This is a genomic window from Nocardia sp. CA-119907, assembly GCF_050955995.1.
GTDB lineage: Bacteria > Actinomycetota > Actinomycetes > Mycobacteriales > Mycobacteriaceae > Nocardia.
The window spans coordinates 1165272-1183279 of the sequence record NZ_CP192091.1 but is presented as its reverse complement, the minus strand read 5'-3'; the positions used below and the strand labels follow the sequence as shown (position 1 = coordinate 1183279).

General features: G+C 67.5%; 6 protein-coding genes (1 of these 6 only partly in view). 2 read left to right on the top strand and 4 right to left on the bottom strand.

Translation table 11 applies throughout. From position 1 onward, the window contains the following. Positions 1–65 precede the first annotated feature (65 nt). Positions 66–542 (bottom strand): MarR family winged helix-turn-helix transcriptional regulator, encoded by a 477-nt coding sequence (locus ACQP2D_RS05320; RefSeq protein ID WP_433682595.1) that lies wholly within the window; start codon positions 540–542, stop codon positions 66–68. Between the two features lie 112 nt (positions 543–654). Here ACQP2D_RS05320 and ACQP2D_RS05315 point away from each other — a divergent pair, with 112 nt between their 5' ends. Further along, complete coding sequence (locus tag ACQP2D_RS05315) at positions 655–1782, top strand: GDSL-type esterase/lipase family protein (RefSeq protein ID WP_433682594.1); 1128 nt, start codon at positions 655–657, stop codon at positions 1780–1782. A gap of 228 nt (positions 1783–2010) precedes the next feature. Here ACQP2D_RS05315 and ACQP2D_RS05310 read toward each other — a convergent pair whose 3' ends face one another. After that, the gene (locus tag ACQP2D_RS05310) at positions 2011–2622 is read right to left on the bottom strand and encodes a TetR/AcrR family transcriptional regulator (protein ID WP_433682593.1); all 612 of its coding nucleotides are present in this window, start codon (positions 2620–2622) and stop codon (positions 2011–2013) included. A 71-nt stretch (positions 2623–2693) separates the two neighbouring features. On the opposite strand from ACQP2D_RS05310, the gene ACQP2D_RS05305 reads away from it, so the two are divergent. Next, entirely contained in the window at positions 2694–3254 is a 561-nt protein-coding gene (locus tag ACQP2D_RS05305) for a peroxiredoxin-like family protein (protein ID WP_433682592.1), read from the top strand. A 62-nt stretch (positions 3255–3316) separates the two neighbouring features. Here the strand turns inward: ACQP2D_RS05305 and ACQP2D_RS05300 are convergent, their stop codons facing one another. Both ACQP2D_RS05300 and ACQP2D_RS05295 read right to left on the bottom strand, forming a co-directional pair. Then, positions 3317–3646 carry a Uma2 family endonuclease gene (locus ACQP2D_RS05300; protein ID WP_433682591.1) on the bottom strand — a complete coding sequence of 110 codons (330 nt, stop codon included), beginning with the start codon at positions 3644–3646 and terminating at the stop codon, positions 3317–3319. 378 nt (positions 3647–4024) lie between these two features. After that, positions 4025–18008, bottom strand: the 3' portion of a protein-coding gene (locus ACQP2D_RS05295) for a non-ribosomal peptide synthase/polyketide synthase (RefSeq protein ID WP_433685539.1). It continues 23366 nt past the right edge of the window; the window shows 13984 of its 37350 coding nt (coding positions 23367–37350); its start codon lies beyond the right edge, outside the window; its stop codon occupies positions 4025–4027.

Below are 18008 nucleotides of genomic sequence, written 5' to 3'. Positions count from 1 at the left end.
GCGGGCGCCCGGCTCGTCAGTTCACTGAGAGCCGAATCCTTTGCCGGGGAGCATATTTCGGCGATCTAATCCGATTCACGTATGGTCGCCTGTGGACTGACCTGGTCGCGGATGGTGCGCAGTCCGGCGACGAAGGCGTCGAGTTGGTCCGGGGTCAGCAGACCGGTGAACCAGCGCTGGATGACCTCGAGGTATTCGGGCAGTACGCGCGCCAACTGGGTCGCACCGGCCGCGGTGAGTACGGCATAGGAGCTGCGGCGGTCCGCGGGATCGAGTTCGCGGCGCACGAATCCATTGCGCTGCAACCGGTCGACGAGCCGGGTGACACCGCTGGTCGACAGATTCGTCTGGGCGGCGAGATCGGTCATCCGCAGTCGCCGCCCCGGCGAGCGACTCAGTCGCATCAGCGCATTGACATCGAGGCCGGACAGACCGTGTTTCTTCCAGGTCGGTTCCAATTTGGCGGCCAGACCGTCGTAGGCCTCGTAGAGCAGGCCCATGATGGTGAGTCGGGGGTCATCGAAGAGGTCTGTCGTGTCCACGTCCCCGAGCGTAGCCGATGATAGTTGCGTTGCGGATAGTTGACATGAGGAATACCTCTGGCTAAGTTGTTGTCAGCGCAATATTCCTCACGGCAACAAAATGGAGATTCAGATGACTGGCACGCTGCGTTGGGTCGCGGGATTCCGTTCCACCCTGGTCAACCCCGCCGAGCGGATCCGTTTCGCGGAGCCGCGCGACTTCGACGATCACACGGTGCGCCAGGTGCTGCACCTGGTCGGCGGGGGCGAGCAACTGCGGGTGCGACTGACCAACCGCTACGGTTCGGCGCCAGTGACAATCGGATCGGCGCGCATCGCGGTGCGCAAGGCGGGCGAGGAAATCGTGGCGGAGACCGATACCGAACTGCGCTTCGACGGCAAGGCGGCCACGATCATCCCCGCTGGTGCCGACATCATCAGCGATCCGGTCGATTTCGCGGTCGCGGCGGGCACCGATCTCGCGCTGAGCCTGTACGTGCCCGAGGCGACCGAGCTGGCCCCCTTCTCGCAGCTGCCGATGGAGCCCAGCTACGTGACGACCGGCGACCAGACCTCCGCACTCGCGCTGCCGGACGCCGAACAGACCACCTCACGCTTCTACGTGACCGGTGTCGATGTGCTGACGGCGAGCACCGATCCGATCGTCGTCGCATTCGGCGACTCCTGGTTCGAGGGCGTCGGCTCGACCTCGGGCGCGAACCGTCGCTCGGTCGACATTCTCAACGAACGCCTCATCTCCGGCTGGGTGCTCAACCAGGGCATCGGCGGAAACCGCCTGCTCACCGATCAGGTCGGCGAGCACGGCCTCGCGCGCTTCGATCGCGACGTCCTCGCCGTCCCCGGGGTGACGCACGTGGTGCTGAACTTCGGCATCAACGACCTCATCCTCGACAACCACACCTCCCCCGCCGCCGACCTGATCGCCGGGCTCAGTGCCCTTGCAGAACGCGCTCGGGCCGCCGGGCTGAAGGTGTACGCGAATACCATCGGGCCCTTTGCCGGAGTGATCTATCCGGACCTCAATGTCGACGAGGGACGTCTCGTTCGCCACGCCGTCAACGAATGGCTGCGCACCACAAACATTTTCGACGCCGTCTTCGATGTCGCAACCGCCGTGGAAGACCCCCAGAACCCCGACTTCATCCGCCCCGACCTGGATTCCGGCGACGGCCTCCACCTCAACGACGCAGGCGCGTTGATCATGGGCGAAACCATGACACTTCCTGGCCTCACCCGCTGAATCACCGCCCCCTGGTACCGGCACGAAACCCCGTGCCGGTACCAACCTTTCCGCCCGTTGCCAGGAAATCACCACAGCAAGGCCAGTCCCCGAGAATGCACTGATGCAGGGGTGCCCTCGGCGGTTGCCTGCGTGAGTGCATGGTGATCGCTCGTCCAAGACGCCCACTGAGGGCGGGCTGGGGTGGGACGGCGCACTGAGGGCTCGAGGGGCGCCGTCCAAAGCGGGCTAAGGAGCCAGGCCGCGGAGGACAATTTCGAGTCCGAGGCGGAATTCTGTTGCCGGGTCGATGTTCTGGGCATCGGTGGCTGTTTCGGCAAGGAGGGGGTAGGTGTCTCGGGGAAGTTGGGTCATTGTGGTGGTGCCCGGGCCGGCGAGGGGGCCGTAGTGCTCGTTCTGGAGGTGGCCGACGAGGAAGGCCATGAGGGTGCGTTGAGCCAGGACTCGGGCCGGGCCGGTGAAGCCTGCGTCGGTGAGGATCGTGAGCATTGCCTCGATCGAGCGAAGGCTGGCGGGGGAAGACTGGCGGTGACTCACCACGAGTGGGACGGCTGCGGGGTGGGCGGAGACCGCGGTTCGCATGCGGTCCAGTAGGGCCGCGATGCGGTCGCGCCAATTCGGATCGGTCGGTGGAGTGAGGTCGATGGCGGCGAGGAGATGGTCGACGACCAGTACCTCCAGTTCGTCGCGGTCGGCGACGTAGCGGTAGAGCCCCATGGTGGCGATGCGGAGTTCCTTCGCGACCGCGCGCATGGTGAGGCCGGACAGGCCGTCGCGATCGAGCACCGCGATGGCGGCGGCCGCGATGGCGGGGCTGGTCAGCGAGCGAGGACGGGGCACGGGTTGACAGCGTACAAGGTACGCGCATACTTGTGGTAGGCGTACGTCGTACACCTACGAAGGGAGTTTCCATGTCCTTGCCGACCACGGTGGCCGATCGGGCACTTGTCACCATCGCCGACCGCACGATTCAGATCCCCGATCAGGACTGCCTGATACACCTGCAGTTCCGCCGGTTCGCGGGATGCCCGATCTGCACCCTGCACCTGCGCTCGTTCGCCGTCCGACACGATGAGATCCTCGCCGCGAATATCCGCGAGGTCGTCGTCTTCCATTCCAGCGCAGCCGAATTGCGCAAATACGAGGGCGACCTCCCCTTCGACCTGATCGCCGACCCGACCCGAATCCTCTACCGCGAGTTCGGCATCGAATCCACACCCCGCGCCCTACTCGACCCCCGCGCCTGGCCCACCCTCATCCGCAGCGTCGTCACCGCGACCAGAGCAGTACTGCGCAAGGAAAAGCCCTCTCCCCCAAACAAACCCGAGGGCGGCCGCCTCGGCCTCCCCGGCGATTTCCTCATCGCCCCCGACGGCCGAGTCCTGGCCGGCAAACTCGGCAAACACGCCGACGACCAATGGTCGGTAGACGAACTACTCGCTCTCGTACCGGCCACAGAGCCGCGACATTGATCACCGAAGGCCCGAGGCGAGCCAGAGCGCCGGTCCCATGGCCGACTGATATGGCACCCACCTCAGGGCATCAGTGACGCTGGGTCGATCGTGAATTCGAAAGGACTACGCAGGGTGACGGTATCTCCGGCCGGCACCCGATGCGTCCGCTCGTAGGATTCGTCCCCACCCAGTGCGTGCGCGAACAGAACGGGCAATGTTTCGCTGGGGAGCTGGCTCTTGAAGGGGTTGATCTCGAAGCGCCAGTAGTTCGGGATCCCGGCCGTGGCATAGAGCACCGGCTTGACCATGCGGTCCTGCAGCGTCGTCGATTTGGACACGACTTCGACCACCAATTTCACCTGCTCGGCGGGGACTCCGCGGTCGTCCCAGTCGATGGGGCCGATGGCCACCATGACATCGGGAATCGGCTCGTCCTAACCGATCTAGTACCCCGACACCTTCCAATACGACATAGCCAGGCGGCAACACATTGTCGAGGGCTCGCACCAACCATTTGATCAGCCACTGATGCCGCGGCTTCGGGGCAGCGTTCACGACGAGCTGGCCATTCAGCACCTCGTATCGCAATCCGTCTTCGGGCATGTGATCGAGGTCCTCGGCCGTCCAACGGTCGGACCGGGGAACAGGCATTGCCATTGGAACCACCTCCAACCTCGCCGAACGAACTGCGCTTACTCGTACCGAGTCTAGCCCGCGTGCTCCGTAACAGTGCGGTGTCAGCGGGGGTGGGCATTGGGCTGAGTGATCGGCCTGGCCGACCCGACCGCCTACTCGATGATCACGATGCGCACGTTCTCGTCGGCGGCGTCGGTTGGTTCGTCGAGGCCGACGAACCAGTGGCTGACCTCGCCGTCGGCGAGATCGTCGGCGATCTCGTCGGCACTGGGCACTACCGAGAGGGCACCGGCGGTTGCCGAGGACAGGAACTCCAGCAGGGCCGCACGTCCGGAGACCGCGGTGGTGAACGTCGTCGACTCGTAGTCGATCTCGTATTCCGAGCGCACCCGATCCGACTGCTCCAGCGCCTCGGTCTGGCTGAGTGCCTGGACCGATCCGTCGGCCGCGAGCACCACGAAGGCCGCATGTTCCTCGGCCAGCGGGCGCACCCGGTCCGCGTAGGACACCGGATGCGATGGCGCGGAGGCCAACTCGGCCTGCACCGTCGGATCGCTCGGCACCAGCCAGTTGATCGGGCCGTCGACCGGTTCCAGGGTGATCCCGAAAGCGGCTCCGGCGCCGACCATGTCGTCGACACTCAGATCACCGGCGAACAGGCAGGCGGCACCGGCCTTCTGGATGGCCCAGACCGCGACCACCGCATCCACCGAACGCGGCAGTGCGACCGCGATCACATCGCCGGGTCCGACACCGCGCTCGATGAGCACCCGCGCCAGCTGCGAGGAACGCCGATCCAGCACGTGGTAGGCGATTTCGTCGCCGTCCACCAGCAGCGCGGGGGCCTCCGGATCCGCCTCGACGACCTCGCCGAGCACCTTCGACACCGTGCGCGCGCCGACCCGGCCGACCGGCTCCGAGGCGGGAGCCGTTGCCGCGATACCGGATTCGGCGAGCAGGCGAGCGCGCTCACCGGCGTCGAGGATATCGATATCGCCGACCAGTCCGTTCGGATCGCCGAGCAGCGCGTCGACCACCCGGATCAGCCTGGTGGACAGGGTTTCCACCTCATCGGCGGTGAACCGGCTGAGCAGGTACTCGAGGGTGAACTCGAGCTTGGACTCCGCGGTCACCTGCAGGGTCAGCGGGTAGTGCGTCGTGCTGTCGACACCGACATCGGCCACCGACATGCCGTCGATCGAGCTCGCGGCCGCGATCGCCTCGCGATCGATCGGATACGACTCGAAGACCAGCAGGGTGTCGAACTGCGATCCGATCCCGGCGGCGCGCTGGATATCGGCGAGTCCGACGTAGTGATGGTCGAGCAGGTCGGTCTGGTCGCGCTGCAACCGCTTCAGCTGATCGTCGATGGTCGCGCGGTCGTCGATACGCACCCGGATCGGGAGCGTATTGATGAACAGACCGACCATCGATTCCACACCCGGCAATTCGGCGGGCCGACCGGAAACCGTGGCACCGAACACCACATCGGCCCGGCCGGTGAGCCTGCCGAGCAGAATGCCCCAGGCCGCCTGCACCAGCGTGTTCACCGTGATGCCGAGTTCGGCGCAGTGCTTGGTGAGCTGGCGGGTGCGGTCGGCATCGATCTCGGTGACCAGCTTGCCGGTCTCGTAGGTCTCGGCCGTCCGCGCCGGCGTCGCCAATTCGGTCGGCTCGGTCGCACCGTCGAAGGCCTCTGCCCAGATCCGCAGCGACGCGTCCTGGTCGCGGGTGGCGAGCCAGTCCAGGAAGTCGCGGTAGGGGGAGACCTGCGGCAGCGCCGACTGATCGCCACGCGTCGCGTAGAGCACCAGCAGATCCCGCATGAGCAGCGGCATCGACCAGCCGTCGACGAGCACGTGGTGCGTGGTGATGGCCAGCGACCACTCCTCGGCGGCGGTGCGGAACAGCGTGTAGCGCACCAGCGGCGGCGCGGACATATCGAAGCGATCCGCGTGCTCCGCCTCGATCCGTCGCCGCAGTTCCTCGGCCCGCTCCGCCTCGGGCAGATCGGTGAGATCCACCACGCGCCACGGCACTTCGAGTCGATCGAGCACGACCTGCATGGCCTGACCCATGGCATCGGTGACGAAGGCGGTGCGCAGGTTCGGGTACCGATCCAGGATCGCCTGCGCGGCCGCGTGCAGCCGTTCGATATCCACCGTTCCGGTCAGTCGCACCACGGCCTGCATGGTGTAGACGTCCACGGTGGCCGTGGTCATCAGCGCGTGGAAGAGCAGACCGGACTGCAGCGGCGAGACGGGCCACACATCGGTGAGCCCGCGGTAGGTCCGCTCCCACAGGTCGATATCGGACTGGCCGACCCGCACCAGCGGCAGATCCGACGGTGTGTGCCCACCGGCATCCGGGCGCTGTGCGTGCTCGGCCAGCGCGGTCAGCGCGTCGACCCACAGATCCGCCAACTCCTGCACCCGCTCCGGGCCGAGCAGGCCCACCGGGAATTCGAAGGTGGCGAGCAGACGCGGGCCAGCGTCCGCATCGCCCACGGTGACGGTGATATCCACCGCACCGTTGGCGGGCATATCGGCCGCGCGCTCGGTCTTGATCACCGCGTCCTGATACCGGAAGCTCACCTGACCCACCTGCGGCAGATGCAGCAGACCGTGGCCAGCACCCTGCTCCGGCACCGCGAGCAGTTGCTCCTTCACCGACTTGACGATGGCGCCCGCGGCGGCACCGCCGGTGAACGCATCGGCCAGATCGATATCGCCCAGGCCGAGTCGGGCCGGATAGGTAGTGGTGAAAGCACCGACCGTGCGCGACAATTCCGCGTCGCGGACCGCCGCGCGCCCATCGCCGTCGAGCCGGATCAGCACATCCGATCCGTGCTGTTCGCCGCGCCAGCGCACCAGCGCCATGGCCAATGCCGCAAGCAGCCCGTCCGACACACCGCCGTGGAACCGCGCCGGAACGGTGGTGAGCAGGACCTCGGAGACCGCCGTCGGCACCTCGACCCGAACCCGCCGCACCGAGGCGACGGTGTCCTGTGCGGGATCGAAGGTGCGCGCGCCGAGCAGCGGATCCGGCGTGGCCGAAACCTCGTGCCAGAACGGCAGTTCGGCGGCACGGGCACTCGCCTCATCGGTCAGGCCGTAGGCCCAGCGCCGCAGCGAGGTGCCGACCTCCGGCAGCGCGACCGGCTCGGCCGCGACCAGATCGCGCAGATCCGCGGTGACCACACCGAGGGATTTCGGATCGGCCGCGAAGGCGTGCACCACAACCAGCACGAAATCGCCGCCGTCGACCTTGTCCGAGGTAATGCGCACGAACTGCGCCATCACCCCGTTCGCCGGATCGAGACGATCCGCCGCGGCGGCGCGTTCGTTATCGGCGAGCCGCCTGAGCTCGTCGTAGCCGTAGTCCTCGGTCAGGGTGGCATCGACCGAAACCTCGTGCACCAGCGCATCGATATCGACGGTGCCGCGCTCGAGCGCCGCGAATGTCCAGCCATCGCTCACCTGGCGCAATCGGGTGCGCAGGGCGTCGTGCCGGTCGACGATCGTGGCGATCGCCGCGCGCAGTCCGTCGCGATCGAGTTCGCTCGGCAGGGCCACCGTCACCTCATGGGAGAGGCGCTGATAGGACGTGCCGCTGGCCAGCACGGCCGCGATGCTCGGCGGCAGCGGGATCTCGCCCACCCCGCCACCGGGCAGCTCCGCCATTGTCGGGCGCAGCTCGGCGGTCGAGGTGGCGATCGCCGCGAGTCCGGCGACACTGCGCTGATCGAAGACATCGCGCACGGAGAACACCACGCCCAGCGCCTTCGCCCGCGATACCAACTGGATCGACAGGATGCTGTTACCGCCGAGGGCGAAGAAGTCGTCATCGGCGCCGATCCGCTCGATGCCCAGCACATCGGCGAACACACCGGCCACGAGCTGCTCCACCGGCGAGACCGGCGCGCGGAATGCGGCATGTTCGAAGGTGGGCTGCGGCAGCGCATTGCGATCGAGCTTGCCATTGGCGTTGAGCGGCAACGCCTCCAGCGCCAGGAAGGCACTCGGCACCATATAGGACGGCAGCTCCGCCGCCAGCGCCGACTGCAGTGCGCGCTTATCGAGTTCACCGGTGGTCGGCACGACGTAGGCGACGAGGCGGTCGCCGAGCGCCGGATCGGTGTGCGCGAGCACGGCGGCCGAGGTGATCGAGGTCTGCCGCAGCAGTGCCGCCTCGATCTCGCCGAGTTCGATGCGGAAGCCGCGGATCTTCACCTGGAAGTCGGTGCGGCCACGGTATTCCAGTTCACCGTCGGCATTCCACGCCACCAGGTCACCCGTGCGGTACATGCGCGCACCGGTCTCGAACGGGTTGGCCACGAACCGCTCCGCGGTCAGATCCGCCCGTCCGAAGTAGCCGCGCGCCAATTGCGCACCGGCCAGGTACAGCTCACCGGATACACCGACCGGCACCGGACGCAAACGCGAATCCAGCACATAGACGCGGCTGTTCCACTCCGGCGCACCGATCGACACCGAAACGGCATCCGCATCGGTCACCTCGTGGTTGGTGATCGACACCGCGGCCTCGGTCGGACCGTAGAGGTTGAACAGCTTGGCGGCATCGGCCTTGCGGAACCGCTGCGCGGTCGCGGCGGGCAGCGCCTCACCGATCGCCAGTACCCGGCGCAACGACTCGGGCAGCTTTGCGTCCGATTCGGTCAGCAGGGCATCCAACATCGACGGCACCACATGCAGTGTGGTGACACCGGTATCGCGCATCAGGGTATTGAGGTAGGCCGGATCGCGATGTCCATCGGCGGTCGCGATGACCAGTCGACCACCGGAAACCGCCGCCGACCAGAACTCCCACACCGAAAGGTCGAAGGTCGCGGCCGTCTTGAGCAGCACCGCGTCTTCGGCGCCGAGGCCGAATTCGCTGGTCTTCCACTGCAACTGATTGGCGATCGCACCGTGCGGCAGCGCCACGCCCTTCGGCTGACCGGTCGAACCCGAGGTGAAGATCACGTACGCGGTATTCGCCGCGGTCAGCGTGCCGAGTCGTTCGTCACCGGCCACCGGCGCATCCGAGTACGGCGACAGATCGAGTTCATCGATGGCCACCGAATCCACCGTCGCGGAGGTGAAGCCCTCGCGACCGGTGGTCAGCACGCACACCGGAGCGGCGGTGCCGAGGATGTATTCGACGCGGTCGGCGGGCTGATCCGGATCGACGGGCACATACGCCGCACCGGCCTTGGCCACCGCGTACATCGCGACGACCAGATCCACCGACCGGCGGATCGCCAGCGCGACCCGATCCTCCGACCCGACACCACGCTCGATCAGGTACCGCGCCAGTCGGTTCACCTGCGAATCGAGTTCGGCATACGTCAGCGTCGCGTAGCGACTCGTTGCGGGGTGGTGGTCGGGCGACGGGTGGGCCAGCTCCAGCTTGCCGCCGGTTGGCACATCCGCGACCACCGCGATCGCGTCCGGCGTCGCGGCCACGGTCGCATCGAGCAGCGAGACCAGCGTCGCGGTGGTATCGACCGCGTGCGCGGTGTCATTCCACTGCATGAGGATCCGGGTGCTCTCCTGCGGCGCGAGCAGATCGATCTCGCCGACCGGCTGCGCCGTATCGGCGACGACCGCATCCAGCACCCGCAGGAACCGGTCCGCGAAGCCCTGCACCGTGGCCTCGTCGAACAGGTCGATGGCATAGCCGAATTCGGTGACGATCTCGGCCGGGGTGCCGTCATCGGCGTAGCGGTCGTAGAGCGTGACGTGCAGATCGGTCTTGGCCAGCTGGGAATCGAAGTTCACCGCGCTCACCGACAGGCCGGGCAGTGTGAAGGTGGTCTCGGCCAGGTTCTGGAACGAGAGCCCGACCTGGAACAGCGGGTTGCGCGCCGTCGAACGCTCCGGGTTGAGCACCTCGACCAGCCGCTCGAACGGCACGTCGGCGTTCGCGAACGCCTCCAGATCCCGTTCGCGCACCTCGGCGAGCAGATCGGCGAAGGTATCGCCGGGCCGCACCCGGGTACGGAAGACCAGGGTGTTGACGAACATGCCGATCAGATCGTCGAGTTCACGCTCACCACGGCCCGCGATCGGCGTGCCGACGGCGATATCGTCGGTGCCCGACAAACGAGACAATAGGACGGCCAGCGCCGCGTGCACGACCATGAACAGCGAGGCGTTATTGGCCCGCGCCAATTCGTGCAGGCGCGCGTGCTTGTCCGGGGCGATCTCGAAGCGAATCGCCTTGCCCTGGAACGACTGCGCTGGCGGACGCGGCCGGTCCGCGGGCAGCTCCAGCTGATCGGGCAGACCCGCGAGCGCGGACTGCCAGTAGGCGACCTGCTGTGCGGCAAGCGATTCCGGATCGTCCTCGGAACCGAGCACCGACCGCTGCCACAGCGCGTAGTCGGCGTACTGCACCGGCAGTGGCGCCCACTGCGGGATCTCCCCTTGCGCGCGTGCCACATATGCCGCCATGACATCGCGGGCCAGCGGGCCCATCGACGAACCGTCGGCCGAGACGTGGTGCACCGTGAACGCGAGCACATGGTCAAGTTCGGCGATCCGGAACAGCGTGACCTTCAGCGGCACCTGGACGGTGACATCGAAGGTGGTGAGCGCGAATTCGATGACCGTGCGGACCAGATCCGACTCGTCGATATCGGTGACGGTCAGCCGCGGCACGGCCTGATCGGCGGGCAGGATCACCTGGTGCGGACCGCTGGCCGAACTCGGGTAGGTGGTCCGCAGCACCTCGTGCCGCGCGAAGACGTCGCCGAGCGCCTGCTCGAGTGCCGCCACATCGAGCGCACCGGATAGCCGCACCGCGAGCGGGATATTGTCCACCGCCGAGGTGGCCGTATCGAACTGGTTGAGGAACCAGTACCGCTGCTGCGCGGGCGAGAGCGGAATACGGGCTGGGCGCTCCCCGGCCACCAGGCGCGGCCTGGTGCGGCCGGATCCGGCATTGTGTTCGGCCTTGGCCGCCAGCGCGGCGACCGTCGATGCCTCGAACAGGTCGCGCACCGCGAGCTGGGTATCCAGGGCCGCGCCGATGCGCGCGGTCACCTGGGTGGCCAGCAGCGAGTTGCCGCCGAGTTCGAAGAAGTCGTCGTCCAGGCCGACCCGGGCGATGCCGAGCACATCGCAGTAGACGCTCGCCACGATCTCCTCGATCGGGGTCGACGGTGCGCGGAACACCTTCGCCTCGAAGACGGGAGCGGGCAATGCCTTGCGGTCGAGCTTGCCGGAGGCATTGAGCGGGAACGCCTCTAGCACCACGAAGGCCGTCGGCACCATGTACGCGGGCAGATCGGCCGCGAGTTCGGCGCGCACCGCATCGATATCGACGGTACGGTCGGCCGCCGCGATCACATAGCCCACCAGCTGATCGCCGAGGCGATCGTCGGAGCGGACCACCACGGCCGCCTGGGCGATCGCATCCAGCGCGGTCAGCGCGGATTCGATCTCACCGAGTTCGATGCGCAGACCGCGCAGCTTCACCTGGAAGTCGGTGCGGCCCAGGTACTCCAGCTCACCGTTCCCGGTCCAGGTGACCAGGTCACCGGTGCGGTACATGCGCACGCCGGTGCCGAACGGGTTGGCCACGAAGCGATCCGCGGTCAGATCCGGGCGCGCCACATAGCCGCGCGCCAGCTGATCACCGGCGAGGTACAGCTCGCCCGGCACACCGACCGGAACCGGGTGCAGCCGCGAATCCAGCACGTACACCTGGGTATTGAAGACCGGGGCACCGATCGGCACCGAGACGGTGTCGGCGTCGGTCACCTCGTGATAGGTGACATCGACCGCGGCCTCGGTCGGGCCGTACAGATTGTGCAGCCAGACACCGGTCAGCTCGCGCAACCGCTGTGCGGTCACCGCGGGCAGCGCCTCACCGGAGGCGAAGACGTTGCGCAGGTCGAAGCATTCGCCCGCCCGGTCATCGGCCACGAAGACCGAGAGCATGGACGGCACGAAGTGCACCGTGGTGACCTGCTCCTCGGCGATGGTCCGCACCAGGTACGCCGGATCGCGGTGCCCGTCGGGCTTGGCGATGACCAGGCGCGCCCCGACCTGTAGCGGCCACCAGAATTCCCAGACCGACACATCGAAGGTGGCCGGGGTCTTCTGCAGCACCACATCGCCACGATCCAGCCCGTATTCGGACTGCATCCACACCAGGCGGTTGACGATGGCGAAGTGGCTGACCGCGACACCCTTCGGGCGACCGGTCGAACCGGAGGTGAAGATCACGTAGGCGGTATTCGAAGGCCGCAGCGGCACCAGACGTTCCGCATCGGTCACCGGTTCGTCGGAGTACGCCGACAGATCCAGCGCCGCGATATCCAGCGCCGTCGTGGTGCCCGCGTCGAATTCGTCGGCCGCGGTGGTCAGCACGCACACCGGGTTCGCGGTGTCGAGCACATACCGGGTGCGCTCGGCCGGATGATCTGGATCCAGCGGCACATACGCACCACCCGCGACGCTCACCGCGTACATGCCGATCACCAGCTCGAAGGACCGGCGCATACCGAGCGCGACCATCGAATCCGGTCCGACACCCAGCGAGATCAGGTGCCGTGCAAGGCGATTCACGCGTGCGGTGAACTCGCCGTAGGACAGATTCGTCCCCTCGAACGTCAGCGCGGTCGACTTCGGGCTCCGGGCGGCCTGCTGCTCGAACATCGAGACCAGGGTCGCTTCGGCGACGTCGTGCGCCGTGTCGTTCCAGGTTTCGAGCACCTTCGTGCGTTCGGCGGCATCGAGCAGATCGACGTCACCGACCGCGACGGCCGGATCCGCGACCACCGCGCGCAGCAGCCGGACCAGCCGCTGCGCGACACCGGCAATGGTGCGGGCGTCGAACATATCCTTCGCGTAGGCGAATTCGGCGGTCATGCCGTCGGCATTCCCGGCCGCGTCGATCCGATCGGCGAGGTTCAGATGCAGATCGAATTTCGCGGTCACCACATCGAGCGGGACGCCGGCCACCTCGAGGCCGGGCAGTTCGAAGGCCGCCTCGCCGGTGTTCTGGAACGACAGCATCACCTGGAACAGCGGATGCCGCGCCTGCGAACGGGCCGGATTGAGGATGTCGACCAGCCGCTCGAACGGCAGGTCCGCGTGGCCGAAGGCGGCCAGATCGGTTTCCCGGGCCCGCGCGACCAGCTCGGTGAACGACACACCGGCATCGACCGGAGTACGCAGCACCAGCGTATTGACGAACATGCCGATCGCGTCGTCGAGCACAGCTTCGCCACGACCGGCGACGGCGGTGCCGATGGCGATGTCATCGCTGCCGGACAGTCGCGCGAGCAGTGCCGCGAACGCCGCGTGCACCACCATGAACAGGCTCGCGCCCTGCGCGCGGGCCAGTGCGTTGAGTTCGGTCAGCAGCGCCGCGTCGATGCCGAATTCGTACACATCACCGCGGTTGGACGCGACGGCCGGACGCGAACGATCCGACGGCAGATCCAGCTGATCGGGCAGTCCGGCCAGACTTTCGGACCAGTACGCGACCTGCTTGGCGATCAGCGAGGCCGGATCGTCCTCGGAACCGAGGGTTTCGCGCTGCCACAGCGCGAAATCGGCATACTGCACCGGCAGCGGCGCCCAGGCGGGCGATTCGCCGCGGTTGCGGGCCGCGTAGGCGACCATCACATCGCGGGCCAGCGGACGCACCGACCAGCCGTCACCGGAGATGTGGTGCACCACAAAGACCAGCACGTGGGTATCCGGCAGCGACCCGTCCATCGGGGCCTCGAGCCGGAACAGCTTCGCCCGCACCGGAACCTCGGCGGTGACATCGAAGCCGGTCAGCACCAGCTCGCTGATGCGATCGCGAATATCGGTCTCCGACACCACGATCGGGGTCAGGTCGAGGTGGACCTGACCGGCGGGCAGCACGACCTGCACGCCGTGGCCGTCGGCGGTCTCCGGGTAGACGGTGCGCAGCACCTCGTGCCGGTCCACCACATCCGCGACGGCCAGCCGCAGCGCATCGGTATCGAGTGCGCCGGTGAGCCGGACCGCCAGCGGGATGTTGTTGACGGCGGTCTGGTTGTCGAACCGGTTGAGGAACCACATCCGCTGCTGGGCCAGCGACAACGGGATCTGTTCCGGCCGCGGTCCGGCCACCAGCTCCCGGCGACCGCCGGTGCCCTGCTGCGCCTCCATCCGCGCGGCCAGCGCGGCCACATTCGGCGCCTCGAACAGCAGCCGCACCGGAACGCGGGTATCGAGTGCGGCACCCAGGCGGGCGACCACCTGGGTGGCGATCAGCGAGTTGCCGCCGAGGTCGAAGAAGTCGTCGTCGAGACCGACCGGACGCCCGCCCTCGGCGGCCGACAGCCCCAGCACCTCGGCGAAGGTGTCGGCCACGATCTCCTCGATCGGGGTCGACGGCGCCCGGAATTCCTTGGCCTCGAAGGCGGGTTCGGGCAGTGCGCGGCGATCGAGTTTGCCGTTCGGGTTCAACGGCATGGCGTCGAGCACCATCAGCGCCGCTGGCACCATGTACGACGGCAGTTGCCCGGTCAGGTGCCCGCGCAGCTCGTCGACGTCCACCTCGCCGCCGTTCACCGGCACCACGTAGCCGACCAGCTGATCGCCGGTACGGGCATCCGAGCGCACCAGCGCCACGGCCTGCGCGACCGAATCGTGCGCGGTGAGAGCGGTTTCGATCTCACCGAGTTCGATGCGCAGACCGCGCAGCTTGACCTGGAAGTCGGTGCGGCCGAGGTAGTCGATGGCACCATCGGCGGCCCTGGTGACCAGGTCGCCGGTGCGGTACATGCGGGCACCCGGCGCGCCGAACGGGTTGGCCACGAAGCGATCCGCGGTCAGATCGGCGCGGCCGAAGTAACCGCGCGCCAACTGTGCACCGGCCAGGTACAACTCACCCGCCACACCCGGCGGCACCGGGTGCAGACGCGAATCGAGCACGTAGGCCTGCGAATTCCAGACCGGCAGGCCGATCGGTACCGCGCCGTCGACCTTTTCGGCGACGGGTCCGTGGGTCGCGTGGACGGTGAATTCGGTTGGGCCGTACAGGTTGTACAGCTCGGCCGAGCTCACCTTGCGAATGGCCTGTGCCGCATCGGCGGTGAACGCCTCACCGGCAATGAGCAGGGCACGCAGCGATTCCAGCGCCGCACCACCGGCAGCATCCACACTGCCCGCGAACACGGTCAACATCGACGGCACGAACGAAGTCATGGTGACCCGCTCGGCCGCAATCACATCCGCCAGATACTGCGGATCACGATGCCCATCCGGGGACGCCACCACAATCCGGCCACCAGTGGACAACGGGCCGAACAACTCCCACACCGACACGTCGAACGTCGCCGGAGTCTTGAACAACACCACATCATCGGCACCGATGCCGTACTCACCAGTGATCCAACGAATCTGGTTGACCACAGCCGCATGCGGTACGGCAACACCCTTCGGACGACCCGTCGAACCCGAGGTGAAGATCACGTACGCCGGGTTGCTCGGCCGCAGCGGTGCGATCCGCTCCGCATCGGTGACCGGCTCGTCGGAGTATCCGGACAGATCCAGCTCGTCGATGACGAGTGCGGGCAGAGCGGTGCCGTCGAAGTCGTCGCGCGAGGTCGTCAGCACACACACCGGCGCGGCCGACTCGAGCACATAGCCGATCCGCTCCGCGGGCTGATCGAGATCCAGCGGCACATACCCACCACCGGCCTCGTGCACGGCGTACGCCGCGACCACGAGCTCAACGGAACGCCGCAGACCGAGCGCCACCAGCTTTTCCGGACCGACCCCCGCCGCGATGAGACGCCGCGCCAACCGGTGCACACGCGTACCGAATTCGGCGTACGTCAGCGAAGTTCCGGTCGCCGGATCCACGATCGCGACCGCATCCGGGGTGGCCGTTGCCTGCCTGGCGAACTCGTCCACCAGCGTGCCGACGACACCCAGCGCACGCTCGGTGTCGTTCCAACCACGCAGCGCCAGTTCGGTTTCCCGCTCGTCGAGCAGGCCGATATCGCCGATGGCCCGATCCGGTTCGGCCGCGACGGCCCGCAGCAGCCGGTTGAACCGGTGCCCGAATTCGGCCATGGTGTCGGCGTCGAACAGGTCGGTGGCGTAGATCAATTCGGCGGTGATGCCCGATGGCGCGACCGTGGTGGCACCGGCGCCGTTGGCGGTACTGGTCGGGGTCGCGGTCTGCTCCGAAAGCACCAGCTGCAGATCGAACTTGGCCACATCGATGGGCAGTTCGACGCCGCTGACGGTGAGTCCGGGCAGTTCCAGGCTGTTCTGACCGGTGTTCTGGAACGAGAGCATCACCTGGAACAGCGGATGCCGCGCCTGCGAACGGGCCGGATTCAGAATCTCCACCAGGCGTTCGAACGGCAGATCCGCGTGCCCGAATGAGCTGATATCGATGCCGCGCACGGTGCGCAGCAGCTCGGTGAAGGTGGCGTCGCCGTCGATCGGGGTCCGCAGCACCAGGGTGTTGACGAACATGCCGATGAGGTCGTCGAGTGCGCGTTCACCACGGCCGGCGATCGGGGTGCCGATCGCGATGTCTTCCTCGCCGGACAAACGAGACAACAGAACCGCGAGCGCGGTGTGCGCGACCATGAACAGCGTCGCGCCCCGGCTGCGGGCGAGTTCGGCAAGCCTGCCGTGGGTTTCGGCGTCGATCTCGAAGACATGCGTCGCACCACGACCCGACGCCACCGCCGGACGCGGCCGGTCGGCGGGCAGGTCGAGCTGTTCGGGCAGGCCGCGCAGGGCCTTCGACCAGAACTCGATCTGCCCGGAGATCACCGACTCCGGATCGGTTTCGGCGCCGAGCACCTCGCGCTGCCACAGCGCGAAGTCCGCGTACTGCACCTCGAGCGGCCGCCAGGCGGGTTCGCCGCCGTCGACGCGGGCGGCGTAGGCGGTCATCACATCGCGGGTGAGCGGACCCATCGAGAAGCCGTCGGCCGAAATGTGGTGCACCACAAGGGCCAGCACATGTTCGGTCGGGCTGATCTCGAACAGCCGGGCCCGGAACGGGACCTCGGCGGTGACATCGAAGCCGCTCAGCAGGACCTCGGCGAGGCGCTGCGGCAGTTCGGCTTCGGTGACATCGACCGGCGTCAGATCCGGGATCACCTTGCCGGTGGAGACGGTCCGCTGGTACGCGGTGCCGTCGACCTCCGGGTAGTAGGTGCGCAACGATTCGTGACGGGCCAGCACATCGGCGACCGCGATCTGCAGTGCCTGCCGGTCCAGCAGACCGGAAAGCCGCACCGCGGCCGGGATATTGTCCACGGCCGATTCCGGATCGAAGCGGTTGAGGAACCACATGCGCTGCTGCGCCAGCGACAGCGGCACCCGCTCGGGGCGCTGCTGCGGCACCAGGGCCGCCCGCGCACCGGCACCGGCCCGCGACTCCGCACGGGCCGCCAGTGCCGCCACCGTGGCGGCCTCGAAGAGTTCGCGGACGCCGAGGTCGGTGTCCAGCGCGGCCGAGAGCCGGGCGGCGACCTGGGTGGCGCTGAGCGAGTTGCCGCCGAGCGCGAAGAAGTCATCGTCGAGTCCGACGCGCTCCAAGCCGAGCACATCGGCGTAGGTGGCGGCGATGATCTCCTCCACCGGTGTGGTCGGCGCGCGGAACACCGCGGCCTCGAATACCGGTGCGGGCAGTGCCTTGCGGTCCAGCTTGCCGGAGGCATTGAGTGGGAATTCGTCGAGCACGATGACGACCGAGGGCACCATATAGGCGGGCAGCTGCCGCGCCAGATCCTCGCGCAATGTCTCGATATCCAGCCGCAGATTCGGCGTGGCGATGACGTAGGCGACGAGCTGATCGCCGGTGTGCTGATCACCGCGCACCACGACCACGGCCTGGGCGACCTCGTCGAGTGCGGTGAGCGCCTGCTCGATCTCGCCGAGTTCGATGCGCAGACCGCGCAGTTTCACCTGGAAGTCGGTGCGGCCCAGGTACTCCAGCTCACCGTCGGCCGTCCAGGCCACCAGGTCACCGGTGCGGTACATGCGCGCACCCGCGCCGCCGAACGGGTTGGCCACGAACCGGTCGCTGGTCAGATCCGGGCGCGCGACATAGCCGCGCGCCAACTGGGTGCCCGCGAGGTACAGCTCACCCGCGACACCGACCGGAACC

What these genes read in the sequence shown, in the direction of transcription:
- ACQP2D_RS05315 (WP_433682594.1), top strand. Translation starts at nt 655, where the DNA reads ATGACTGGCACGCTGCGTTGGGTCGCGGGATTCCGTTCCACCCTGGTC.
- ACQP2D_RS05305 (WP_433682592.1), top strand. Translation starts at nt 2,694, where the DNA reads ATGTCCTTGCCGACCACGGTGGCCGATCGGGCACTTGTCACCATCGCC.